Source organism: Geodermatophilus obscurus DSM 43160 (assembly GCF_000025345.1).
GTDB classification, from domain to species: Bacteria; Actinomycetota; Actinomycetes; order Mycobacteriales; family Geodermatophilaceae; genus Geodermatophilus; species Geodermatophilus obscurus.
On record NC_013757.1, the window covers coordinates 3,768,349 to 3,790,778 of the forward strand.

Annotated in this window: 25 protein-coding genes and 1 pseudogene; 14 read left to right on the forward strand and 12 right to left on the reverse strand. The window is 75.0% G+C overall.

Going from position 1 to position 22,430, the window contains the following annotated elements; genetic code table 11:
• Positions 1-49: 49 nt before the first annotated feature.
• Positions 50-328, reverse strand: a complete 279-nt coding sequence (locus tag GOBS_RS28275; RefSeq protein ID WP_049788358.1) for an Ltp family lipoprotein — start codon at positions 326-328, stop codon at positions 50-52.
• 816 nt (positions 329-1,144) lie between these two features.
• Here GOBS_RS28275 and GOBS_RS17515 point away from each other — a divergent pair.
• Positions 1,145-1,795 (forward strand): TMEM175 family protein, encoded by a 651-nt coding sequence (locus GOBS_RS17515; RefSeq protein ID WP_041241563.1) that lies wholly within the window; start codon positions 1,145-1,147, stop codon positions 1,793-1,795.
• 1,060 nt (positions 1,796-2,855) lie between these two features.
• Here GOBS_RS17515 and GOBS_RS27685 read toward each other — a convergent pair.
• A complete protein-coding gene (locus tag GOBS_RS27685) occupies positions 2,856-3,137 on the reverse strand; it encodes a hypothetical protein (RefSeq protein WP_166487444.1) in 282 nt (93 codons plus the stop codon).
• Between the two features lie 128 nt (positions 3,138-3,265).
• Here GOBS_RS27685 and GOBS_RS29810 point away from each other — a divergent pair.
• Positions 3,266-3,361 (forward strand): annotated as a pseudogene (locus GOBS_RS29810) (hypothetical protein); the annotation flags it as partial.
• Positions 3,362-3,751: 390 nt separating this feature from the next.
• Here GOBS_RS29810 and GOBS_RS17520 read toward each other — a convergent pair.
• From GOBS_RS17520 to GOBS_RS17530, 3 genes are all read right to left on the reverse strand, one after another.
• Positions 3,752-4,825 carry a DUF4192 domain-containing protein gene (locus GOBS_RS17520; protein WP_012949599.1) on the reverse strand — a complete coding sequence of 358 codons (1,074 nt, stop codon included), beginning with the start codon at positions 4,823-4,825 and terminating at the stop codon, positions 3,752-3,754.
• A 94-nt stretch (positions 4,826-4,919) separates the two neighbouring features.
• Entirely contained in the window at positions 4,920-5,723 is an 804-nt protein-coding gene (locus GOBS_RS17525; protein ID WP_012949600.1) for a hypothetical protein, read from the reverse strand.
• 202 nt (positions 5,724-5,925) lie between these two features.
• Positions 5,926-6,219 (reverse strand): Dabb family protein, encoded by a 294-nt coding sequence (locus tag GOBS_RS17530; protein WP_012949601.1) that lies wholly within the window; start codon positions 6,217-6,219, stop codon positions 5,926-5,928.
• 88 nt (positions 6,220-6,307) lie between these two features.
• Between GOBS_RS17530 and GOBS_RS17535 the strand changes: the two genes are divergently transcribed.
• From GOBS_RS17535 to GOBS_RS17555, 5 genes are all read left to right on the forward strand, one after another.
• Positions 6,308-7,558 carry a glycosyltransferase family 4 protein gene (locus GOBS_RS17535; RefSeq protein ID WP_012949602.1) on the forward strand — a complete coding sequence of 417 codons (1,251 nt, stop codon included), beginning with the start codon at positions 6,308-6,310 and terminating at the stop codon, positions 7,556-7,558.
• 103 nt (positions 7,559-7,661) lie between these two features.
• Complete coding sequence (locus tag GOBS_RS17540; protein WP_012949603.1) at positions 7,662-8,417, forward strand: class I SAM-dependent methyltransferase; 756 nt, start codon at positions 7,662-7,664, stop codon at positions 8,415-8,417.
• A 22-nt stretch (positions 8,418-8,439) separates the two neighbouring features.
• A complete protein-coding gene (locus GOBS_RS17545; RefSeq protein ID WP_243697529.1) occupies positions 8,440-9,504 on the forward strand; it encodes a prenyltransferase in 1,065 nt (354 codons plus the stop codon).
• Complete coding sequence (locus GOBS_RS17550) at positions 9,501-10,373, forward strand: glycosyltransferase family 2 protein (RefSeq protein ID WP_012949605.1); 873 nt, start codon at positions 9,501-9,503, stop codon at positions 10,371-10,373. Before GOBS_RS17545 ends, GOBS_RS17550 begins: the two co-directional genes overlap by 4 nt.
• Positions 10,374-10,483: 110 nt before the next feature.
• A complete protein-coding gene (locus tag GOBS_RS17555; protein ID WP_243697530.1) occupies positions 10,484-11,365 on the forward strand; it encodes a glycosyltransferase family 2 protein in 882 nt (293 codons plus the stop codon).
• Positions 11,366-11,426: 61 nt separating this feature from the next.
• Here GOBS_RS17555 and GOBS_RS17560 read toward each other — a convergent pair whose 3' ends face one another.
• Genes GOBS_RS17560 through GOBS_RS17575 form a run of 4 tightly spaced genes read right to left on the reverse strand, consistent with a single transcriptional unit; the run spans position 11,427 to position 14,216 of the window.
• Positions 11,427-11,753 (reverse strand): TraR/DksA family transcriptional regulator, encoded by a 327-nt coding sequence (locus GOBS_RS17560; RefSeq protein WP_012949607.1) that lies wholly within the window; start codon positions 11,751-11,753, stop codon positions 11,427-11,429.
• The gene (locus GOBS_RS17565; protein WP_012949608.1) at positions 11,750-12,457 is read right to left on the reverse strand and encodes a class I SAM-dependent methyltransferase; all 708 of its coding nucleotides are present in this window, start codon (positions 12,455-12,457) and stop codon (positions 11,750-11,752) included. The genes GOBS_RS17560 and GOBS_RS17565 overlap by 4 nt, the downstream gene beginning before the upstream one ends.
• Entirely contained in the window at positions 12,454-13,740 is a 1,287-nt protein-coding gene (locus tag GOBS_RS17570) for a YibE/F family protein (protein WP_012949609.1), read from the reverse strand. Before GOBS_RS17570 ends, GOBS_RS17565 begins: the two co-directional genes overlap by 4 nt.
• A 50-nt stretch (positions 13,741-13,790) precedes the next feature.
• Positions 13,791-14,216, reverse strand: a complete 426-nt coding sequence (locus GOBS_RS17575) for an STAS domain-containing protein (RefSeq protein WP_012949610.1) — start codon at positions 14,214-14,216, stop codon at positions 13,791-13,793.
• 246 nt (positions 14,217-14,462) lie between these two features.
• On the opposite strand from GOBS_RS17575, the gene GOBS_RS17580 reads away from it, so the two are divergent.
• The 7 genes from GOBS_RS17580 to GOBS_RS17610 all read left to right on the forward strand — a co-directional run bounded on the left by GOBS_RS17580 (position 14,463) and on the right by GOBS_RS17610 (position 19,721).
• On the forward strand, positions 14,463-14,960 hold the full coding sequence (locus GOBS_RS17580; RefSeq protein ID WP_012949611.1) for an Hsp20/alpha crystallin family protein: 498 nt from the start codon (positions 14,463-14,465) through the stop codon (positions 14,958-14,960).
• Between the two features lie 73 nt (positions 14,961-15,033).
• Positions 15,034-15,402, forward strand: a complete 369-nt coding sequence (locus GOBS_RS17585; protein ID WP_012949612.1) for a helix-turn-helix domain-containing protein — start codon at positions 15,034-15,036, stop codon at positions 15,400-15,402.
• Between the two features lie 82 nt (positions 15,403-15,484).
• Positions 15,485-15,787 (forward strand): metal-sensitive transcriptional regulator, encoded by a 303-nt coding sequence (locus tag GOBS_RS17590; RefSeq protein WP_012949613.1) that lies wholly within the window; start codon positions 15,485-15,487, stop codon positions 15,785-15,787.
• Positions 15,788-15,812: 25 nt separating this feature from the next.
• Positions 15,813-16,022 (forward strand): heavy-metal-associated domain-containing protein, encoded by a 210-nt coding sequence (locus tag GOBS_RS17595; RefSeq protein WP_012949614.1) that lies wholly within the window; start codon positions 15,813-15,815, stop codon positions 16,020-16,022.
• A gap of 25 nt (positions 16,023-16,047) precedes the next feature.
• A complete protein-coding gene (locus tag GOBS_RS17600; RefSeq protein ID WP_012949615.1) occupies positions 16,048-16,926 on the forward strand; it encodes a hypothetical protein in 879 nt (292 codons plus the stop codon).
• Positions 16,927-16,937: 11 nt separating this feature from the next.
• Positions 16,938-19,235: a heavy metal translocating P-type ATPase gene (locus GOBS_RS17605; protein ID WP_012949616.1), complete on the forward strand. Its 2,298-nt coding sequence runs from the start codon at positions 16,938-16,940 to the stop codon at positions 19,233-19,235.
• 99 nt (positions 19,236-19,334) lie between these two features.
• A complete protein-coding gene (locus tag GOBS_RS17610; protein WP_012949617.1) occupies positions 19,335-19,721 on the forward strand; it encodes a hypothetical protein in 387 nt (128 codons plus the stop codon).
• A gap of 26 nt (positions 19,722-19,747) precedes the next feature.
• On the opposite strand, the gene GOBS_RS17615 is transcribed toward GOBS_RS17610, so the two are convergent.
• From GOBS_RS17615 to GOBS_RS17625, 3 genes are all read right to left on the reverse strand, one after another.
• Entirely contained in the window at positions 19,748-20,854 is a 1,107-nt protein-coding gene (locus GOBS_RS17615) for an epoxide hydrolase family protein (protein WP_012949618.1), read from the reverse strand.
• 174 nt (positions 20,855-21,028) lie between these two features.
• Positions 21,029-21,961 carry a M56 family metallopeptidase gene (locus GOBS_RS17620; RefSeq protein ID WP_012949619.1) on the reverse strand — a complete coding sequence of 311 codons (933 nt, stop codon included), beginning with the start codon at positions 21,959-21,961 and terminating at the stop codon, positions 21,029-21,031.
• Positions 21,962-21,977: 16 nt separating this feature from the next.
• Positions 21,978-22,343: a BlaI/MecI/CopY family transcriptional regulator gene (locus tag GOBS_RS17625; RefSeq protein WP_012949620.1), complete on the reverse strand. Its 366-nt coding sequence runs from the start codon at positions 22,341-22,343 to the stop codon at positions 21,978-21,980.
• Positions 22,344-22,430 lie beyond the last annotated feature (87 nt).

Here is a 22,430-nt window from a genome sequence, read left to right on the forward strand (position 1 = left end):
ATGAAGCCGGGGCCCCCTGCCCGGTCGGACAGGGGCCTCGTTCGGTGCGTCAGAGCCCGACGGCGTCGGCCCCGTACTCGGCCTGCGCCTGGGTGAATCCAGACCCGGCGGTCAACTGTTGAATCATGCTGCTACGGGAGAATCCGCCGATGACGTCCTGGTACTGCCTGGCCTTCTCCGCGGCCTGCTCGTTCCAGTCCACGTCCAGATGGTCGACGGCCCAGGTCGCGTCCTCGGTGGAAAAACCAGAGCCGGTCGTCAACTGCTGGATCAACCCGTCGCGGGAGAAGCCGCCGACGACGTCCAGGTACTGCTCCGCCTTGTCCAAGGCACTCTGCTGGCTGACCGTCCCATCGGGCTCGGGCTCGGGCTCGGGCTCGGGCTCGGGTGCCGGTGCCGGTGCCGGTGCCGGTGCTGGTGCCGGTGCAGGTGCAGGTGCAGGTGCAGGTGCAGGTGCCGGAGCAGACGGAGGGGTCGGCGTGACCGTCACCGTCCGGGGTGCCGGGGTGGGGGCCTGCTGGGTCACCGTGACCCGGGCGGGCGTCGGCGTGGCCGTGCTGGTCTCCGCGCTTCCCCCGCCGAGCGCGGACCCGAAGACGGCCAGCACGACAACGGCCGCGACCCAGAACCACATCCGCTTATAGATCGGCTTCTTGGGCGGCGGACCCTGCGGCGGCATCCCTGGTGGCGGGCCATAGCCCGGTGGGGGGCCGTAGCCCGGTGGGGGGCCGTAGCCCGGTGGGGGGCCGTAACCCGGCGGGGGGCCGTAGCCCTCCGGGAGGCCGTGACCCGGCTGCGGGCCGTCGCCCGGCTGCGGACCGTAGCTGGGAGGGTTGCTCATGGTGGTGCTCCGCTCGGTCGTGGGCTGAGAAGCGAGGACGACGAACCGTTGGGGTCCCGCACCTCCGGTCGCCTTGTCGCTCATCCGGGCGCACCGCCTCGTTGCTGTATCGGCAGTCTGGCAGTGGCCCCGGCAGCGGCAAGCTAGTGCCGCGTCCGGCAACGTTCGCCCTGAGCGGTCCAGCCAGGGACACCTGTGATGACAGGCGGCACACCGTCGCGCCGCACCGCGCGCCGGGACGAGGCGCCCCGACCCGGACCGCCGCACCCGCCGCCGTCCGGCGCGAACTGCGACCCTGCGGGTGTGGCTTCGCTCCAACCGAACCCGGGAGCACCGCGATTCGCTCGGGAGACATCGGAGTTCGACCGCGCGCTCGCGTTCTTCGACGGGACCTACGCCGTCGCGCTCACCCTGCTGGTCACCACGCTGGACGCCAAGGACACGCCGGAGGCCTGGACCGACCCTGCCGCCCTGTGGGCGGCATACGGAAGCGAGATCCTGGCCTTCCTGCTGGCCTTCACCATCGTCGCCCTCTACTGGCGTGCCAACCACGCCTTCGTCGGGGGGCTGCACCACCTCAGCGGACGCTTCATCACCGTGAACCTCGTGGTACTCGTGTTCGTGGTGCTGCTGCCGTTCAGCACCGACGCGCTGGGGCAGTACCGAGAGCCGCTGACGACGGCCGTCTTCGCCGGGAACGTCGCGGTGATCTCCTCGACGGAGGCGGTGATGTTCCTGGTGGCGTGGCGGGACGGGCTGATGAACGAGCCGCCGTCACCCCGGCGGATACGGCTTCTGCTGGTGCCCCAGCTCGTCCCCCCGGCGGTGTTTCTCGCGTCGATCCCGGTGGCGTACCTGGCCTCCTCTGCCGCCGCCCGGCTGTCTTGGCTCGCGCTCGTGGTCCTCAACCCGGTGGTCGGCGTCCTGGTCCAGCGCCGCGCCCCTATGGTGTGACCGAGCGGCGCGTGTGTCTCTGGGCCGTCTTTAGGGCGAAGGTTGCCTGCCGCGGTACTAGACATGGTTTGCCGGGGGTGTGCTCGGCTAGACGGGTGTCCTTCGGGTCGCCTGGCGTCTGGCGGTGCCCGTCCTCGGGCGGTGGGAAGTCGCCGCGGTCGATACCGTTCGACTTCGCAGCCCCTGAATCCGTGCGGAGCCCAGCATGTCGCATGTCCCGCCACCACCCCCCGGCCGCCGGACGCATCCTCTGTTGCTCGCGGTGGCGGGATCCCTCGTCGGCGGGATCTTCGCTGTGGCGGTCGTCTACATCGGACAGTCCAAGGGAGCGTTCCCCACTCCTAGCGGACCATCTACGGCGACAGGATCGACGGCGACGACGGCCCAGGAAACGACTGCGGCTCCGAGCACGTCAGCAGGCACGACCGCCGTCCCGACTGCAGGGACCGCGACGGGGTCAGCGCACTCCGTGCTGTACGGGCCCGGAGAGATACGGCTTGGTAGAGCGAACTTGGACACCGTGCCGCCGGATGCCACCGCAGGCATGAACTACATGGATATCGGTGCTGAGTTGGTCACGGGATCCTCCGCCGACATGTATTCCGTGCCCTTCGGTGTACGTCCCATCGTTGCGTGGGAAGGAGCGGGGCCCCCCACTCCGGAAGGATGTGACGACCGGCTTACCCGACTGCCGGAGCGCAGCGTGACTGTGGGCGTAGGTGACACCGTCTGTGTACGCAGCGATGGGGGGGAAGTTGTCGCAGCGGCCACTGTCGCCACCTTGGAGCCGGACGATGGCACCGTTCTTGTATCGGTGATCGTCTGGTCTGACTGATCTCCCTCCAACGACGCAAGACGATGGACTAGCGTCGGATTTGGGGCTACTTCGGCTAGACCGTTGTCCTGCGGATTGCGTGAACCCCATCGAACGGTGGACGGCTGGACGCCTGCAGCCCCTTGTCGCAGTCACCAGCCCCAGGGCCGCCACTCCCCGAGGGGGCGCTCGGCGCCCTCGCGTCGTGTCCTTCCGTGGCTGCTCACGGTGGGAGCTCGGCGGAGATCACGAACTCTGTTCAGGGTCGGACAGCCGCCGAACGGTGATCTGCCGGTCGCCACGTGGGGTGGGATAGAACAGGTCCACCAGCACTGTCTGGGGTGAGTGCTCGTCGGTGGCGAGCAGATCCGTCAGGGACACCTGGTTGAGGTCTTCGGCCCGATGCCGGGCGCTCATCGGACCACCACGCCCGCTGAGCGAAGCAGCGCCGCTCGACGTGCCGCCTCTGCGTCGGCGCGGCCAGTAGTTCGCCAACGCCTTTGTATAGGGATTCCAGCGCCGATTCATGCCGTCGAGGGAACGCCCATAGGGCTAGGGAGAGGGGCTACGGAGAGGTCCGCTCTTGTGAGCATTCGGGAAACACTACCCAGCCGTCATGTATGAGCAACCTTCGCTAGGCCGTTGTCCTCCGCGTCGCGTGGACCCTGGCCGACCTGGGCGGGCCCACAGTACCCGGTGCCGACGACGTGGCCGAGGCCCTCGGTTTGCGGTTGCAGCGGGCGGCGGCGTGAGCGCGCTGTCCTCGTCGTGGACGTCGGTACCGTGGAGCATGGGTCGTTCGCGTCCTGCGTGGCGTTCGATCAAGCGACCGTCTCGGACCCACATCCGGGGCGGTCGCGTTCTTGTGTGGTGCTGTACCCCGCGTCTCGACCATCCCCCGCCGAAGCGAAGTGGTCCGTTCGTTACCCCGGGCAACGCGCAGGTCTGGTACGAGACGGTACTGTCCTTCCTGGCCGAGCACGTCCACGGCCAGGACTGGCAGCGCCCCGAGCTGCTCTGAGGAAGGACCTGTCCCCACCCTCCGGTGGAGGACCCCGTCCTCCCCACCCTTCCCGAGCTCAGGGCGGCGCCTGGGACGGGGCCTGGGTTCCGCGGCCTCGCTCGCAGCGGCGGACCCGCACTCACCCCGCGGCCCACACCTCGTCGGGGTCGGCGGTCACGGTGACGAGCATGGCCCGCAGCTCGGCCGGGGGCAGGCAGGCGGCAAGCCCGTCGGCCAGCAGCCTCGCCAGCGTGTAGGCGGGGCGGCTGTCGAGCGCTCGCTGCAGCGCGACGTTCGCCATCGCGCCGTCCCCGCGCAGCCACGCGCTGACCGCCAGCAGCGTGGCCGGGGCGGCGTCCATGGGCGCCGGGGCGCGGCGGGTGCACTCGGTCCACAGCAGCTCGGCCGCGGCGGCGTCGTCCCCCAGCGCCAGGGTGAGCGCGCGGTCGCGCACCCGGACGTCGGCCAGCGCCCACAGCACGCCGGCCACCTCGCGGTCGGGGAGCCGGCCGACCGCTCGCGGCCGGCAGCGCCGCACGGCCCGCAGCACCGCGTCCCACGAGCGGCGGGCCTCCGCGTCCGGGTCCTCGCGCGCGGGCCGGGCACGGCGGTCCACCAGCCGCCAGGTGACCTCCTCCATCGCGGCCCGGGCCGGGCCGTCGAGCGGCGCGATCCGTGCCTCCAGGGCCGTGCGGTCGCGGGCGACGACCTGCCCGGCGGCCGCCGAGGCGGTCGCCAGCACGGACACGCCGCCGGGCAGCGGCTCGCCGGCCCCGGGGGCGCAGCAGGCCTCGGGGCAGTCGTAGGACCACCACCGGCCGCCCCGCACGAGCAGGGTGTCCCGCACCGGGATGTCCAGCGCGGCCAGCGTGACGACGGCGTCGTGCACGACGTCGCGGTGCGGCAGGCCCGGGACGTCGTCACCGTCGGGCAGTCGACCGCGGTCGTCGGGTGCCTCGGACACCACCGCGACGACGACACCGGCCGGGTCGTCGGTCGCGACGCTGCGCGCCAGCGCCGTCGTGACCGCGGCGGAGGCGGCCCGGGCCGGCAGGTCGGCGCGGACGGTGAGGCCCACCCGGTTGCCGGTCGGCCCACCGAGTGCCACCAGGACGACCGACTCGTGCGGGTGGAACCCGACGAGGTAGGGCAGCGCGGCGGCGACGTCGGCGGAGTCGGTGAGGGACACCAGAGGGCGTGTGGAGTCGTCCATGCCGGCGACCCTCGCCGCCGCACGTGCCCGGACGGGCCGCGCGGGGACATCTGTGGACCGGCCGGACGGCTGTGGACGCCCGGCCGGGAGGGTGTCAGTCCGGAGCGGCCTGCGTGTCGTACGCCTGCTCGAGCAGCGCGGTGAACGCCGCGCGATCGGGCTGGGCGCCTCCGCGGTCGCCGGTGGCCAGCGTGACCACCCGATCGCCGTCGCGCACCAGCCCGACCAGGCCGGAGGCCTCCCGCTGGGCGCCGCCGGGCTGCGTGACCACGACCTCCACCGACACCCCCACCGCGGCGTCGCCCAGGTCGGGCACGTCGAACGTCGCCAGGTCGACCGTGGCGTTGCCGTGCTCCGGGGAGCTGACCGTCGCCTGCGGGCACCGGGCGACCAGATCGGGCACCCGGCCGACGAGCTCGGCCGCGGGTCCGGCCACGGCCAGCAGCTCGGCGGTGTACGTCGTCCCCCGGACGGCGACCTGCGCGGCGAGGTCGTCGGCGGCCGGCGGCTGGTGCACCGGCAGCGCCTGGAGGGCCGCGGTGCACGACCCGGGCGTGACCTCGACGCCGGCCGGCGAGCCCATGCCGGCCAGCGTGCCCCGGGACAGCTGCTCGCCCGGCAGCGGGAGCACCCGGGCGCCGGGGCCGAACGCTTCGGCGGGCAGCAGCCCGGCGGCCAGGTCGGGAGCGGCGGACGTCGCCGCCGTGGCTCCGGCGGACGGCGAGGGCGCTGCGGTGGACGCCGCCTCGCGGACGTCGGCGCCCGACGCACAGCCGGTCAGGACCGCGCCGGCGACCAAGCCCGTGGCGAGCAGGGCGGTGCGACGGGCGCGCCGGCCCTCCTGCAGGGTCCCGCCGCGAGCTGGCGAGTGGCGGTGGGCAGGAGGGTCCTTCCTCATGCCGCCGACGGTAACCCCGTGCGGGGCCTGATGAGGTGGTGCAACGGCCCCCGTGCAGGGTCCCGCCGCGAGCTCGGTGACGTACTGGAACAGCCTTCCTGCAGGGTCCCCGCCGCGAGCTCGCGAGTGGCGGTGCCCTGGAGGCGGCCCCTCCAGGGTCCCGCCCCGAGCCTGCGAGGGGTGGGGAGGAGGGGGTCCTTCTTCAGACCTCGTACTGGACGGCGCTGCGCGCGGCGAGGATCGGCTTAACGTGGTCGGCGATCACCTGCAGGTGCACGGGGTGGTCGGCGTAGCGCCGCCAGGCCTCGACGTCGGGGAAGTCGGCGACGAGCGCGGTGTGCGCGTTGCCCTCGCGCAGCCCGGCGTCGGGGCCGACGGCGAAGGAGGTCATCCCGCCCACCTCCTCGGGCAGCCGGCGCAGGGCGGCCAGGGTCTGCTCCCGGCGCTCCTCGTCGGCGTCGTCGGACCAGGTGAACAGGACGACGTGGCGCAGCACGGACGCGATCCTGTCAGCACCCCGACGACGCCGCAGCGCAGGGCTCCCCGCAACGGTCGGTGACCAGGGCTGGTTAGAGTCGCCGACCATGGGACGGCTGTTGCGCATCGCACTGCTGTCCTACCGCAGCAAGCCGCACAGCGGCGGCCAGGGCGTCTACGTCCGGGCCCTCTCCCGCGAACTCACCGCCCTCGGTCACGGGGTCACCGTGTTCAGCGGCCAGCCCTACCCCGAGCTGGACGACGGCGTGCCGCTCACCCGCGTGCCGAGCCTGGACCTGTACCGGGAGCCCGACCCGTTCCGCACCCCGCGGCCATCGGAGTTCCGCGACCGGATCGACGTCCTCGAGTACGCCACGATGTGCACGGCCGGCTTCCCCGAACCCCTGACGTTCAGCCTGCGGGCGGCCCGGCTGCTGCTGCCCCGCGCTGCCGAGTTCGACCTCGTGCACGACAACCAGAGCCTGGGCACGGGCCTGCTGCAGCTCACCCGCGCCGGCGTGCCGACCGTGGCCACCGTGCACCACCCGGTCGCCATCGACCGCGACCTGGAGCTCGCCGCCGCACCCTCGCTGCGCCGCCGGCTGACGCTGCGCCGCTGGTACGGCTTCACCCGCATGCAGGCCCGCGTGGCCCCGCAGCTGGACGGCGTCACCACCGTCTCGGAGAACTCCCGCCGCGACATCGAGACCCACCTCGGCGTCCCGGCGGACGCCATCCGGATCGTCCCGGTGGGCATCGACCCCGACGTCTTCACCCCGCCGCCGGCCGACCGCTCCCGCGACCCGGACTCCATCGTGGTCACCACCAGCGCCGACGTCCCGCTTAAGGGGCTGGTGCACCTGCTCGAGGCGGTCGCGAAGCTGCGCACCGAGCGGCCGGTGCGGCTGACCGTCGTCGGCACCGCGCGCCCGGGCGGCCCGGCGGAGGCCGCCCTCGACCGGCTGGCGCTGCGCGACGCCGTCCGCTTCACCGGCCCGCTGCCCGAGGCCGACCTCGTGCGGCTACTGCAGGGTGCCGCCGTCGTCGCCATCCCCTCGCTCTACGAGGGCTTCTCGTTGCCGGCGATCGAGGCGATGGCCTGCGGCACCGCGCTGGTCACGACCGACGCCGGGGCGCTGCCGGAGGTCGTGGGCAGCAAGGCCGGCCTGCGGGTGCGCGCCGGGGACGTCGGCGAGCTCACCGCGGCGCTGCAGCTGGTCCTGGACTCGCCGTCCTTCGCCGACCAGCTGGGCCGGGCCGGCCGGCGGCGGGTGCTGGCCTCCTACACCTGGCGGTCGGCCGCCGAGCGGACGGCGGAGTGGTACCGCGAGGTGCTGGAACGGAAGGCGCGCCCGTGAGGACGACGGGCGAGGGAGCACCGCCGCGTGCTGGGGGCACCTCCCGCTCGCGGGGGACGGCGACCGAGGAGCGGATCGGGTCCGGGGTCGAACCGGGGACACCGTGCTGACCGTCGACTACGACCTGCTCGACCTGCGGCCGGGGATGACCGTCCTGGACCTGGGTTGCGGCGAGGGCCGGCACGCGTTCGAGGCCTACCGGCGCGGCGCGCGGGTGGTCGCCGTCGACCGGGGCGTGTCCGAGGTCGGGACGACGAAGCGCTGGCTGGGCGCGATCGCGGAGGCCGGCGAGGCCCCGGCGGGGGCGGCCTACGAGGTGGTGCGCGGCGACCTGCTGGCGCTGCCCTTCCCCGATGAGAGCGTCGACCGGGTGATCGCCTCGGAGGTGCTCGAGCACATCCCCGACGACGGGACCGCGATGGCCGAGATCGCCCGGGTGCTCAGACCCGGCGGCACGGTCGCGGTGACGGTGCCGAGGTACGGGCCGGAGCGGGTCTGCTGGGCGCTGTCGGACGCCTACCACGCCAACGAGGGCGGCCACATCCGGATCTACCGCGGCGACGTGCTGCGCGCCCGCCTCGCCGCCGCGGGGCTGGTGCCCGGCGAGCAGCACCACGCGCACGCGCTGCACGCGCCGTTCTGGTGGCTCAAGTGCGCCGTCGGCGTCGACCGGGACCCCGCCGCCGTGCGCGCCTACCACCGGCTGCTGGTGTGGGACCTGACGGAGCGGCCGTGGCTCACCCGCACCGCCGAGCGGCTGCTCGACCCGGTGATCGGCAAGAGCCTGGTCGTCTACGCGGAGAAGCCGGCGGGCGCGGCCACGGCCGGCGAGACCGAGCTGGAGCGGACCGCTGTCTGAGCTGCTCCCCGAGCTGCCCGGTGTGCTGAGCGGGGAGCAGGTGCGCGCCACGGTGGCGGCGATCGCCGTCGAGCAGGAGGCCGACGGCGCGCTGCCCTGGTTCCGCGGTGGCCGGCTGGACCCCTGGGACATGGTGGAAGCGGCGATGGCCCTCGACGTCGGCGGCGAGCACGCCCGGGCGCGGGCGGCCTACCGCTGGCTGGCCCGCCGGCAGCGGCCGGACGGGTCGTGGGCGGCCGAGTACCGGGGCGGCGTCGAGGTCTCCCCCGCCGCGGAGAGCAACCACGCCGGCTACCTGGCGGTCGGCGTCTGGCACAGCTGGCTGCTCACCGGCGACGAGGAGCTGGTCGTCACGCTGTGGCCGGTCGTGCGCCGCGGCCTGGACCTGGTGACCCGCATGCAGCTGCCCGGCGGCGCGGTCGGCTGGGCGCTGCGCCCCGACGGCACGGCCGACGACACCGCGCTGCTCACCGGCAACGCCAGCCTGTTCCAGGCGCTGCGCTGCGGCGTCGCCCTGGCCGCCCTGGCCGGCCGGCCGCAGCCGGACTGGGAGCTCGCCGTCGCCGACCTGGGCACCGCGCTGCGCACCCGGCCGGACGCGTTCGCGGACCGGTCGCGCTACTCGATGGACTGGTACTACCCGGTGCTCGGCGGAGCGGTCACCGGCGCCGCGGCCGACGCCCGGCTGGCCACCGGCTGGGACCGCTTCGTCGTCCCCGGACTGGGCGCGCGCTGCGTCGCCGACCGGCCGTGGGTCACCGGCGCGGAGACCTGCGAGCTGGCGCTCGCGCTGGCCGCCGCCGGCCGGCCGGACGCCGCGCTGGAACAGGTGGCCGCCATGCAGCACCTGCGGGCGGACGACGGGTCGTACTGGACCGGCTACGTCTACCCCGACGACGCCCGCTGGCCGGTCGAGCGGACGACGTGGACCGCGGCGGCCGTCGTCCTCGCCGCCGATGCCCTCTCCGGCGCCAGCGCGGCGTCCGGCCTGTTCACCGACCCGGGCGCGCTGTCGGAGGCCGGGACGGAGGCGTCACAGGAGACCGCCGGTTGGCTGCCCGGCGGCGCGGGCAGGGGGAGGCCGTGAGCAGCTCCGCCCGTCCCGGCGACCCCATCCCTGGCGACGTCGCCGTCGTCGTCATGAGCCAGAACCGCCGCGAGGACCTCCTCGCCACCCTGCCGCGTCACGAGGCGCCGGTCGTGCTGGTCGACAACGCCTCCACCGACGGCACCGTCGAGGCGGTGCGGGCGGCCCTGCCCGAGGTCACCGTCGTCCCGCTGGAGAGCAACGTCGGGTCCTACGCGCGCACCCTCGGCGTCGAGCGCGCCGGCACCGAGTTCGTGGCCTTCGCCGACGACGACTCGTGGTGGGCGCCGGGCGACCTCGCCCGCGCCGTGGAGGTCATGCGCGCGCACCCCCGGCTGGCGGTGCTCAACGCGCGGATCCTGGTCGGGCCCGAGGAGCGGCTCGACTCCTTCTGCACCGAGCTGGCCCGCAGCCCGCTGGGGACGCCGGAGGACCTGCCCGGCCCGGCGCTGCTGGGCTTCATCGCCTGCGGTGCGATGGTGCGCACCGAGGCCTTCCTGGCCGTGGGCGGCTTCGACCCCGTCGTCCGCTTCCCCGGCGAGGAGGAGCGGCTGTCGCTGGACCTGGCCGCGGCCGGCTGGGGCATCGCCTACGTCGACGGGGTCACCGTGCACCACCACCCCTCGACCAGGCGGCACGCACCGGAACAGCGGCGGACGGCGATCTGGCGCAGCCGGCTGCTCACCGCGGTGATGCGCCGACCGTGGCCCGAAGTGGGCCGCCTGGTGCTGACTGCGGTGCGCACCGGGCCCGAGCGGCGGGGACTGCTGCGCGCGCTGCGCGAGCTGCCGGCCGCCCTGCGCCGCCGGGAGCCGATCCCGGAGAGCGTCCGCGCCGACCTGCGCGTGCTGGCCGAGGCCGCGGCGTGACGGACGAGCGCCCATCCAACCCCCGGCCCCGTCCCGGGCCCCACCCTGAGCTTGCAAAGGGTGGGGAGGACGGGGTCCTTCTACTGCAGGAGGGCCGGCGGGACCCGCGGGTGTCCGTCGTCGTCATCACCCACCAGCGCCGCGACGAGGTGCTGCTGGCGCTGTCCCGGCTGATCGCGCTCCCCGAGCGGCCGCACGTCGTCGTCGTCGACAACGGCTCCACCGACGGGACGGCGGAGGCGATCGCCGAACGGTTCCCGCAGGTGGAGCTGGTCGCGAGCCCCGAGAACCTCGGCGCGATCGGCCGCAACGTCGGCGTCGCCCGGGTGGACACCCCCTACGTCGCCTTCTGCGACGACGACACCTGGTGGGACCCCGGCTCGCTGCGCACCGCGGCCGACGTGTTCGACGGCCACCCGCGCCTGGCGGTGGTGACCGCGCGCATCCTGGTCGAGCCGGGCGGCCGCGAGGACCCCATCGTGCCCGAGCTGCGCGACTCCCCCGTCCGCGGCGCCGACTGGCTGCCCGGGCCGGCGCTGGGCTCCTTCCTCGCCGGCGCCTCGGTGCTGCGCCGGGAGGCGTTCACCGAGGTCGGCGGCTTCTCCGAGCGGCTGTGGCTGGGCGGCGAGGAGGAGCTGATGGCCGGCGACCTGGCCGCCGCCGGGTGGGAGCTGTGCTACCTGCCCGCGCTGACGGTGCACCACCAGGCGTCCAAGGCGCGGGACTCCCACCGCCGGCGCCGCGACGGCATCCGCAACACCCTCTGGACGACGTGGCTGCGCCGTCCCGCCCGCCCGGCACTGCGCCGCACCGCACACCTGCTGCGCACCCTGCCCCGCGACCGGGTGACCGCCCAGGGCCTGTGGGCCGCCGCGCGCGGGATCCACTGGGTGGTGCGCGAGCGTCGGGTGCTGCCGCCGCACGCGGAGGCCCGTTTCGCCGCGCTCGAGCACGCCCAGCGGACCTCCACCGCCCGCCGCTACGTCTCCTGAGAGAGGACCCCCTGCCCCCCACCGCTCGGGAGCTCGCGAGCGGGACCCTGCAAGGGGGCCGTCAGGTGGCGCAGGTGATGCAGGTGCGCGCGGCGGGACGGGCGGCCAGCCGCTCGGGTGCGATCGGCCGGCCGCAGGTCTGGCAGACGCCGTAGCCGCCCTCGGCCCGGCGGGTGAGCGCCGCGTCGACGTCGGCGAGCCGGCGCTGCGCCGCCTCCAGCAGGGCGGCCACCTGCTGCCGCTCGAAGGCGATCGTGGCGCCCTCGGGGTCGTGCTCGTCGTCGGCGTTGGACTGCCTCGACGCGTCGACGACCTGGTCGAACTCCCGCGTGAGCGCCGCGATCTGCCTCCGGGCCGCGTCCCGCTCCGCTTCCAGCGGATCGGTCACCGCAGCCTGCGCAGCAGCCGCAGCGAGCCCGTGCCGGGTAGCTCCTCGAAGTCACCCGAGGCCAGCACCCGCCGGTAGACGCCGTAGGGCGCCTGCCCGCCGTCGGCGGGGTCGGGGAAGACGTCGTGGATGGCCAACGTCCCGCCGACGGCGAGCTTGGCCACCCAGGCGTCCTGGTCGCGGCGCGCGGACTCCTCGGTGTGGCTGCCGTCGAGGAACAGCAGCGCCAGCGGTGTGGTCCACAGCGGGGCGAGCGTCTCGGAGCGGGCGACGACGGCGACCACGACGTCCTCGGCGCCGGCGTCGGCGATCGTGCGGCGGAAGCGCGGCAGCGTGTCGACCAGCCCGACGGCCGGGTCGACCAGCGACGGGTCGTGGTACTCCCAGCCGGGCTGGTGCTCCTCGGACCCGCGGTGGTGGTCGACGGTGACGACCAGCCGGCCGGTCTCCCGGGCCGCCGCGGCCAGGTAGAGCGCCGACCTCCCCATCCACGTGCCCACCTCGAGCAGCGGCCCGGGGACGGCGACCGAGCGGGCCGCCTCGTACAGCGCCGTCCCCTCGTCGTCGGGCATGAAGCCGGGGGCGGCGCGGGCGGCGCTGAGCAGTGCAAGGACCCCGTCCCGTTCGGCCCCCTGCAGGGGCCCGCCGCGCGCGTGCGAGCGGTGGGGGGCAGGGGGTCCTTCCTGGGGCCGATCCGCGCTCATCGGGCGAACCGGGCCCGCAGGGCGGTCATCCGCTGCTCGGTGGCCGCGCCGGCCGCGGTGCTGGCGGCCTTGGCGAAGAACGCGCCGGCCGCCGTCGTCACCGGGACGGCGAGCACCAGCGCGATGGAGCCGACCAGCGTGCGGATCACCTCCTCCGCCAGGTTGGACGTGGTCAGCACGACGTCCCAGGGCTGGGCGTAGACCTCGAAGAGCATCAGCAGCGGCAGCGAGGCGCCGGCGTAGGCGAAGACGATCGTGTAGACCGTCGAGGCGATGTGGTCGCGGCCGACGACCATCCCGCGGCGGTACAGCTCGCGCCAGGTCATCCCCGGGTCGACCTCGTGCAGCTGCCAGATCGCCGAGGCCTGGGTGATCGTCACGTCGTTGAGCACGCCGAGCCCCGCGACGACGACACCGGCGAGCACCAGGCCGGAGAAGTCCAGCGCCGGGTCGAAGGTCTGCAGCTGCGTGGTCTCCTCGCTGGTGAGGCCGGTCAGCCGCGCCGTGGCCACCGACACCGCGCCGAGGACGGCGACCAGTGCCAGGCCGAAGAGGGTGCCCACCAGCGCCGTCGTCGTCCGCGCGGAGAAGCCGTGCGCCAGGTAGAGGACGACGAACATGATCGCCGCCGAGCCGACCAGGCTGATCAGCGTCGGCGAGGAGTCGCCGAGCAGGCCGGGCAGCAGGAACTGCAGCATCACGAAGAAGGCGAACGCGAGCCCGAACAGGGCCGCCAGCCCGCGCAGCCGGGCCACGGCGACGGTCACGACGGCGAAGAGGACGGTCAGCGCGACCATCGGGAAGTCGCGGTCGTAGTCGTAGAACCCGTACCCGCCACCGCCCTCGGCGGCGGCGTCCCGGGTGAGCACCAGGACGTCGCCCTCGGAGATGCCTGCGGCGTAGATCTCGGCCGGGAGCGTCAGTTGCTGGAACTCCCCCGCGCCGTCCCCGTCGAGCACCTGCACGACGACGGTGGCGCAGGTCAGCTGCTGCGCCACCTGGCCCTGGCCGCCGGGCACCGAGCAGTCGAACGGCTCGACGCCGGACACCCGCCCCTCGGGGTAGGTGGTGCCCGGCGGGAGGAACAGCTCGGCTGCCTGCTCGGCGCGGGTCGGCTCGTCGCCGGGCCAGAGCACCACCAGCCCGACGACCGTGGCCAGGCCCACCGGCACGAGCAGCAGGAGCATGAGCCAGACCGCGCGCCGTCTGCGGGTCAGGACCTCCGGGGTCGGCGGCGGCGCGTCCGGGTCGGGACCGTGGCTGTGGGAGTGGCTCGGCGGCACCTGGTCAGGCTAGGAGCTGCACCGCGGCGCGCCCTCCGCGACACCGGTCCTCAGCCGGGACCGCCCTCCCGGTCCACGCGGTCGTCCTCCACCGCCTGGTCCTCCTCGATCGGGAAGCGCAGCCACAGGCCGGACAGCTGCAGCGGCCGGGCCACCGCCACCGGCGGCGCCACCAGCGCGACGTCCACACCCCGCGGCTGGCCGAGCTTCTGCAGCTGCACCAGCACGGCCATGCCGGCCGAGTTCAGGTAGGTGGCCGCGCGGAGGTCCAGACGCACCCGCCGCAGGTGCGGTCGACCCAGCATGAGGTCGGTCATCGTCCGGACCAGGGGCCGGCGGGCCCCCTCGGTCAGCTCGCCGCCCAGGGTCAGCGTCGCCACGTCGCCGTCCAGGTCGGTGGTCACCTCCGGTTCCGCGTCGCCGTTCCGCTGCCGCTCCGGTTCCCCCTGCGCTGGGGAGGCACTGGTGTCGTCCACGGTCGTCTCCTGCCCCGGGAGGCCGCAGATCACGCGTGGGCATCCGCATCCCGCCCGTCAGCTGCGGGAGGCCCGGCAGCAGGCACCGGCGTGGTCCTGTCGTGCCGACCGCTCGACGGACAGCCGAACAAAGCCGCGCGATGGATGTTTACTCCAGTGCCCGTACGAGGTAATCTCAAGTCGCCGCTAGAGGTTCACCTCGGGCAGCGAACTCGCCAGCACGACATCCAGGAGGTTGACACAGCCATGGCCATGCTGACCGCCTACGACCCGTTCGCCGCCACGAACGCCGCCTTCCGGGCGCTCGACCAGCTGACCGGCCGGGGCGGCGGGCTGACCGCCCGCCCGCTGTCGGGCATGCCGATGGACGCCTACCGCGTCGGCGACAACTTCGTCGCCCACTTCGACCTGCCCGGCGTGGACCCCGGCTCGATCGATCTGCAGGTCGAGGGCACCACGCTGACCGTCACCGCGGAGCGCTCGGTGCCGCAGCTGGAGAACGCCGAGTGGGCGATCGCCGAGCGGCCGTACGGCAGCTACACCCGGCAGCTCGTCCTCGGCCGCAGCCTGGACACCGACCGGCTCGAGGCCCACTACCACGACGGCGTGCTCACGCTGAGCATCCCGGTCGCCGAGAAGGCGCGGGCCCGCAAGATCAGCGTCACCCGCGCCGACACCCCGACCGCCGTCGAGGGGCGCACCATCGAGGGCGAGTCGTCCGAGCGCAGGTCCGTCGAGAGCTGATCGGCGGCGAGTCCCCGAGGGCCGGGTCCAGGCGGACCCGGCCCTCGTGCCATCTGAGACCCGGAGGACCGCCATGACCGCACCCGGCACCCGGGACGGGGACCCGGCAGGAGGGCGGGTCGAGCGCATGGACGACCCGGACTTCCCCGTGCTGACCATGAGCCAGGCCGCCGCGCTGCTCGGTGTCCAAGCGGCCTTCCTGCGCAGCCTCGACACCGCCGGCGTCCTCCAGCCGCACCGCTCCCCCGGGGGGCACCGCCGCTACTCCCGCCACCAGCTCACCCTGGCCGCCCGGCTGCGCGGCCTGCTCGACGAGGGGCACACGCTGGCGTCCGCCGAGGTGATCCTCGGGCTGCAGGACGAACTGGCCGACGCCCGGGCCGACAGCGAGCGGCTGCAGGCCACCGTGGACCGGCTGCGGGACCGGGGCACACGCGAGTGACGGACGGCGCACTGCGCGAAATGCCCTAGGGGGGTATGGTTCTTCTCGAGCGCCCCACCGCGACGCGTCGGGAGGACACCCGTTGGAGAGCACCGGAGCCGGCCAGCACGGCTACATCCACCGCAAGGACGACTACCTCAAGCGGCTGCGCCGCATCGAAGGTCAGGCCCGCGGGCTGCAGCGGATGGTCGAGGACGAGAAGTACTGCATCGACATCCTCACCCAGGTCTCGGCGATGACGAAGGCGCTGCAGTCGGTCGCCCTCGGCCTGGTCGAGGAGCACCTGTCGCACTGCGTCGTCCAGGCCGCACAGGCCGGCGGGCGCGAGGCCGACGAGAAGGTCCGCGAGGCGTCCGAGGCGATCGCCCGGCTCGTCCGGTCCTGACCCACCCACCCGAGAGGAACCGATCGTGAGCACCGCGAGCTACACCGTCGTCGGCATGACCTGCGGCCACTGCGTCAACGCCGTGACCGAGGAGGTCAGCGCCGTCCCCGGGGTCACCGACGTCGACGTCGACCTGGCCAGCGGCGGCCTGACCGTCACCAGCACCGAGCCCGTCGACGACGGCGCCGTCCGCGCCGCGGTCGAGGAGGCCGGCTACCAGGTCGCCGTCGGCTGAGCCGGCGCGAGGGAGAGGACCCGTCATGCAGACGCCGGCACGGCTCGCCGTGGTCGCCGGAGGCCTGGGTGCCGTCTTCGCCGCCGCGGTCGGCGTCGGTGCGGCGGTCGGGCCGATCCGCCCCCCGGAGGCACACCCGTCCGCGGCCGCGCCGGCGACCGCGCACGAGGCCCCCGCGGGCACCGGGTACGTGCTCGACGTCCTCGAGGAGCGTCCCGCCGCGGGGACGGCGGCGGTGGAGTTCCGCGTCCTCGGCCCAGACGGCGGCCCGGTGACGGAGTACACCGAGGACCACGGCGAGGACCTGCACCTGGTCGCCGTCCGCAGCGACCTGACCGGCTACCAGCACGTGCACCCCGACCTCGGGGACGACGGCACGTGGCGGGCGCCGCTGACCCTCACCCCGGGCAGCTGGCGGCTGGTCGCCGACACGACCCCGGCGTCCGCCGGGACGGACCTCGCGCTGACCGGCGACCTGCAGGTGGCCGGCGACTACGACCCACGACCGCTGCCGGAGCCCGCCGCGGTCACCGAGGTCGACGGCTACACCGTCGTCCTGGCCGGGGACCTGACCCCCGGTGCCGAGGCCGAGCTGACCTTCAGCGTGAGCAGGGACGGCCGCCCGGTGACGGATCTGCAGCCCTACCTCGGCGCCTACGGGCACCTGGTCGCACTGCGCGACGGCGACCTGGAGTACCTGCACGTGCACCCCGTCGTGGACGACGCCGTGGCCCCCGCCCCGGGGCCGCACGTGGAGTTCGCCGCGACCGCGCCGTCCACCGGCACGTACCGGCTGTTCCTCGACTTCCGGCACGGCGACGCCGTGCACACCGCCGCGTTCACGGTCCCCATCACCGGGAGCGCGGCACCCGACGAGCCGGCCGGCCACGGGCACGGCGGCTGAGGAGACCCACGATGAGCACCCCCGACGTCCGGACCGGCGAGGTCGAGCTGCTGATCGGCGGCATGACCTGCGCGTCCTGCGCCACCCGCGTCGAGAAGAAGCTCAACCGGATGGACGGCGTGACCGCCACGGTCAACTACGCCACCGAGAAGGCGCGGGTCAGCGTCGCCGGGGACGTCACGACGGACGACCTGATCGCCACCGTCCAGAAGACCGGCTACACCGCCGCCCTGCCCGAGCCACCCGCGCCGGAGGCCGAGCCGGCGGAGGACGATCCCACGCGGCCACTGCGGCAGCGGCTGCTGGTGTCGACCCTGCTCACGGTGCCGGTGGTCGCGATGGCGATGGTGCCGGCGCTGCAGTTCACCTCGTGGCAGTGGCTCTCGCTCACCCTCGCCGCGCCGGTCGTCGTGTGGGGCGGGCTGCCGTTCCACCGCGCCGCCTGGACCAACCTGCGGCACGGCGCGGCCACCATGGACACCCTGGTCTCCCTCGGCACCGGCGCGGCGTTCCTCTGGTCGCTGTACGCGCTGTTCCTCGGCAACGCCGGCGAGCCGGGCATGACGCACCCGTTCGAGCTCACCATCGCCCGCACCGACGGCAGCGCGAACATCTACCTCGAGGCCGCGGCGGGCGTGACCACGTTCCTGCTGGCCGGCCGGTACGTCGAGGCCCGCTCCAAGCGCCGGGCCGGGGCGGCGCTGCGCGCGCTGCTGGAGCTGGGCGCCAAGGAGGTCACGGTGCTGCGCGGCGGCACCGAGACCCGGGTGCCGGTCGACCGGCTCGCGGTCGGCGACCTGTTCGTCGTCCGGCCCGGGGAGAAGATCGCCGCGGACGGCGTGGTGACCGAGGGCGCGTCGGCCGTCGACGCCTCGATGCTCACCGGCGAGTCGGTGCCGGTGGAGGTCGCCCCCGGGGACTCGGTCGTCGGCGCCACCGTCAACGCCGGCGGCCGGCTGGTCGTGCGGGCCACGCGGGTCGGCGCCGAGACCCAGCTGGCGCAGATGGCGCGGCTGGTCGAGGAGGCGCAGAACGGCAAGGCCGAGGTGCAGCGGCTGGCCGACCGCGTCTCCGGCGTCTTCGTGCCCGTCGTGCTCGCGCTCGCCGTCGCGACCCTCGGCTTCTGGATCGGCGCGGGCGCCGGCCTGCCCGCGGCGTTCACCGCCGCGGTCGCGGTGCTGATCATCGCCTGCCCGTGCGCGCTGGGGCTGGCCACGCCGACCGCGCTGATGGTCGGCACCGGCCGCGGCGCCCAGCTGGGCATCCTCATCAAGGGCCCCGAGGTGCTGGAGTCCACCCGTGCCGTCGACACGGTCGTGCTCGACAAGACCGGCACGGTGACCACCGGCCGGATGACCCTGCAGGACGTCGTCCCCGCGGCCGGTGAGGACGCCGACCGGGTGCTGGCGCTGGCCGGCGCGGTCGAGTCCGGTTCCGAGCACCCGGTCGCCCGGGCCGTCGTCGAGGCCGCGGCCGAGCGCACCGGCCCGCTACGGCCGGTCACCGGCTTCGCCAACGAGGCGGGGCTGGGCGTGCGTGGCGTCGTGGACGGGACGGCGGTGCTCGTCGGGCGGGCCGGCCTGCTGGCGGGCGCAGGCGTGACCGTGCCGGCGGAGCTCGAGCGCGCGCAGGCCACCGCGGAGGCGGACGGCCGGACCGCCGTGCTCGTCGCCGCGGACGGTGTCGCCCGCGGGGTGCTCGCCGTCGCCGACGCGGTCAAGGAGACCTCGGCCGAGGCGGTCCGCCAGCTGCGCGACCTGGGCCTGCACCCGGTGCTGCTGACCGGGGACAACACCACCGTGGCCCGCGCGGTCGCCGCCGAGGTCGGCATCGACGAGGTGGTCGCCGAGGTGCTGCCGCAGGACAAGGTCGACGTCGTCCGCCGGCTGCAGGGCGAGGGCCGGGTGGTGGCGATGGTCGGCGACGGGGTCAACGACGCCGCGGCGCTGGCGCAGGCCGACCTGGGGCTGGCGATGGGCACCGGCACGGACGTGGCGATCCAGGCCTCCGACCTCACGCTGGTGCGCGGCGACCTGCGGGCCGCGGCCGACGCCATCCGGCTGGCCCGCCGCACCCTCGCCGTCATCAAGGGCAACCTGTTCTGGGCCTTCGCCTACAACGTCGCGGCGGTCCCGCTGGCCATGGCCGGGCTGCTGAACCCGATGATCGCCGGCGCCGCGATGGCGTTCAGCTCGGTGTTCGTGGTGACCAACAGCCTGCGGCTGCGTCGCTTCGCCCCGCTGCCGGGCAACGTGGACGCGACCACCGCCGTCCCGGCCGGCCGCCGCGCCGCCGTGCCGGCCGCCTGACCCGATCCCCTCTCCCCGAGGAGGTCGTGCTCTGCCCACACTGGTGGGCACAGCACGACCTCCCGACCGGACCACCTCGGAGGAGCGGAGGCACGACCCGTGACCGTGGACGACCGGCGCCGCCGGCTCACCCGACTGCTCAGCGGCGCCGGAGCCGTCTGGGGGCTCACCCTGCTCGCCGCGCCGGGGCGGGTCGTCGACGCCCTGTGCCCCGAGCTGCCCCGGTCCCGGCGCTGGGCGGTGCCGCTGCTGGGTGCCCGGCTGGTGGTCCAGCACGGCGCCGTGCTGGCCGTTCCGGCAGCGCGGACCGTCCGCGTCGGCTCCGGAGTGGACCTGCTGCACGCGGCGAGCATGGTGCCGCTCGCGCGCTCGGCGCCCTATCGGAGGGCGGCGGTCATCAGCGGAGCGGTCGCGGCGGGGTACGCGGTCCTGGCGCCGGCCGTCGCGCCTCGGCCGGAGCGCCGGCAGGGTTCAGGACGCCGGTAGCAGAGGCCCGGGCCACCTGACCGCGCTCACCGTGCAACGGCGCGGACGAACCGGCGCAGCTCCTCGACCAGCAGGTCGGGGACCTCCATCGCCGCGAAGTGGCCACCGCGGTCGAACTCGGTCCACGAGACCAGGTCGACCGCCTGCTCCACCGCGGCGCGGGGCGGCCGGAAGAGGTCGTGCGGGAGCACCGCCACCCCGGTCGGCACGTCCCGCGACCAGTCCGGCGCCGGCACGTGCGCGCGCTCCCAGTAGAGCTGCGCCGACGAGGGCCCGGTGCGGGTGAACCAGTAGACGGCGACGTTGGTCAGCAGCTGGTCGACGTCGACCTCGCTCGCCGGGTCGGTCCACTCGGCGAACCGCTCGGCGATCCAGGCCAGCAGCCCGGCCGGGGAGTCGGTCAGCGCCGGGGCCAGGGACAGCGGCCGGGTGCCCTGCAGCTTGGCGTAGCCGGACAGCTCGCGGGCGTAGCGCGCCACCTTCTCCTCGGCGACCGGATCGCCCTCCGCAGGCGGCCCGGGCGTCATCGTCACGTGCAGCCCGGCGACGTGCGCCGCGTCGGCGGCGGCGAGGTCGCGCCCGACGTTCGAGCCCCAGTCGCCGCCGTGGACGACGTAGCGGTCGTAGCCGAGCCGGGCGACCAGCTCGGCGACCGCGCGGGCTATCCGCGCCGGCGTCCACCCGCCGTCCGGTGTCGGCCCGGAGAGGCCGTACCCGGGCAGCGACGGGACGACGAGGTGGACCGCGTCGGCCGGGTCGCCACCGTGCGCTCCAGGATCGCTGAGCGGCCTGAGCACCCGGAGGAACTCGACCACCGAGCCGGGCCAGCCGTGCAGCAGCACCAGCGGGACGGCGTCCGGCTCCGGGGACCGCACGTGCAGGGCGTGCACGCGGGTGCCGTCGACCGCCGTCGTGACCTGGGGCCAGGCGTTGAGCGCCGCCTCCTGCGCCCGCCAGTCCCACCCCGACGCCCACCGCTCGGCCAGCGCGCGCACCCGCTCGACCGGGATGCCGCGGTCGCCGGGGAGGTCCTGCCCGACCGGCCAGCGGGTACGGCGCAGCCGCTCGGCGAGGTCGTCGACCTCCGCCTGCGGCACGTCGACGCGGAACGGGGTCACGGCGGTCTCGGACACGTCCGCCAGCCTGCTCCCCCGCCGCAGGCCCGGCGACCTGCCCGCCGTCCGCGCGGTTGATCATGGGGTTGGTGCAGGCGACACGCGCCGACACGCCGTCCGGGTCGGCAACGACACCATGATCGACGCCGGGGTGGGCGCCGTCGGGGGCTCGGGCGGCGCGGGGGCAGACACCTAGAGCGCAGCCGGCAGCAGCAGCAGCGCGGTCGGGACCAGCAGCAGCAGACCGGCCGACAGCAGCGCCGCCGCCCGCGCCCAGGCCGGCAGCGGGGACGGCGGCTCGATCAGCCGCACCACCCGCGCTCCGACCGCGCTGCCGGTGACCGCGAGCGCCCCGGACGGCACGCCCGCTCCCCCGGCGCCGCCGGCCGCGACGACGATCGCCTGGGCCAGCGTCCGCCGAGGGGCGGGCCCGGGCAGCGAGGCGAGCGCGACGTCGTCGGCGCGCATCTCCACGAGCGTGCGCACCGCGACGTGCGCGCGCGCCGCGGCGGGCAGCACCGGCAGCGCGGCCTCCCACGCCACGAACGGCAGCAGGTAGAGGTGGTGGTGCTCGCGCAGGTGCGCCCGCTCGTGCGCGACGACGGCGGCCAGCTGGGCGTCGTCGAGCTCGGCGACCATCCCGGAGGAGAGCACCAGCAGCGGCCGCGCGCCGGGGATGCAGAAGGCCACGGGGGCGGGGTGCTCCAGCAGCCGGGCGTCGGGGAGCTCGGCCGGCTGGACGACGAGCTCGAGCAGCTCGCGGTGCCGGCGGCGGGTGCGGGTCGTCCGGACCCAGGAGAGCAGCAGGACGCCGACCAGCTCGGTGGCCAGCACGCCGGCGAGGGTCAGGGCGACCCAGTGGTCGCCGCGGACCGGCGCCTCAGCGGGGTGCCCGGTGAGCACCGACCAGGCCGCCTCTGGCAGCGAGTGGCCCCACGGCGCGAGGCCGTGCACGAGCAGGGCGCCGATGATCGACAGGCCGCCGGCCAGCCCGATCGCCTGCCAGCAGACCAGCGCGACCAGGGGATCCCGCCGCGGCCAGCGGGCACGCGCCAGCAGCGCCGGGACCGGCCACGCCAGCAGCGCGGCCAGCACGGCGAGGGCGGCCGCGGTCGCGGGCAGCACGGGGACGGCGGGGAGGTCAGCGCGGCGCGTCGTCCGGACCGGCCGCGGCCAGCAGCTCGCGCAGCAGCCGCGCCTCGTCCGGGTCCACCCCGCCGACGAACCGGGCCAGCACGGCCTGCCGGTCCCCGGACTGCCCGAGCACCTCGTGCATCAGCTCGGCGGCGTGGTCCTCCCGGGTGCCCCGGGCCCGGAAGCGCCGCGGCCGGGCGTCGTCGTGGACGACGAAGCCCTTCTGCTCCAGCCGGCTCAGCACGGTGTGCACGGTGGTCAGCGCCAGGCCGCGGTCGGCCAGGCCGTCCCGCAGCTCGGCGGCCGCCAGCGGCCCCTCGGCCGACCAGAGCCGGTCCATGACCGCCCGCTCGAGGTCTCCCAGCGACGCCACGGCTCCTCCTGTCCCCGGGATCACACCGGACTTTTCTACATGCCGTAGAAGCTCTGGTTCTACGAGGCGTAGAAAGAACTCGTCGAT

Coding starts and splice junctions, on each gene's coding strand:
- GOBS_RS17525 (WP_012949600.1), bottom strand. CDS start 5,723: ATGAGGAAGGACCCTCCTGCCCACCGCCACTCGCCAGCTCGCGGCGGG.
- GOBS_RS27685 (WP_166487444.1), bottom strand. CDS start 3,137: ATGAATCGGCGCTGGAATCCCTATACAAAGGCGTTGGCGAACTACTGG.
- GOBS_RS17600 (WP_012949615.1), top strand. CDS start 16,048: ATGCAGACGCCGGCACGGCTCGCCGTGGTCGCCGGAGGCCTGGGTGCC.
- GOBS_RS17585 (WP_012949612.1), top strand. CDS start 15,034: ATGACCGCACCCGGCACCCGGGACGGGGACCCGGCAGGAGGGCGGGTC.
- GOBS_RS17535 (WP_012949602.1), top strand. CDS start 6,308: ATGGGACGGCTGTTGCGCATCGCACTGCTGTCCTACCGCAGCAAGCCG.
- GOBS_RS17565 (WP_012949608.1), bottom strand. CDS start 12,457: ATGAGCGCGGATCGGCCCCAGGAAGGACCCCCTGCCCCCCACCGCTCG.
- GOBS_RS17520 (WP_012949599.1), bottom strand. CDS start 4,825: ATGGACGACTCCACACGCCCTCTGGTGTCCCTCACCGACTCCGCCGAC.
- GOBS_RS17605 (WP_012949616.1), top strand. CDS start 16,938: ATGAGCACCCCCGACGTCCGGACCGGCGAGGTCGAGCTGCTGATCGGC.
- GOBS_RS17580 (WP_012949611.1), top strand. CDS start 14,463: ATGGCCATGCTGACCGCCTACGACCCGTTCGCCGCCACGAACGCCGCC.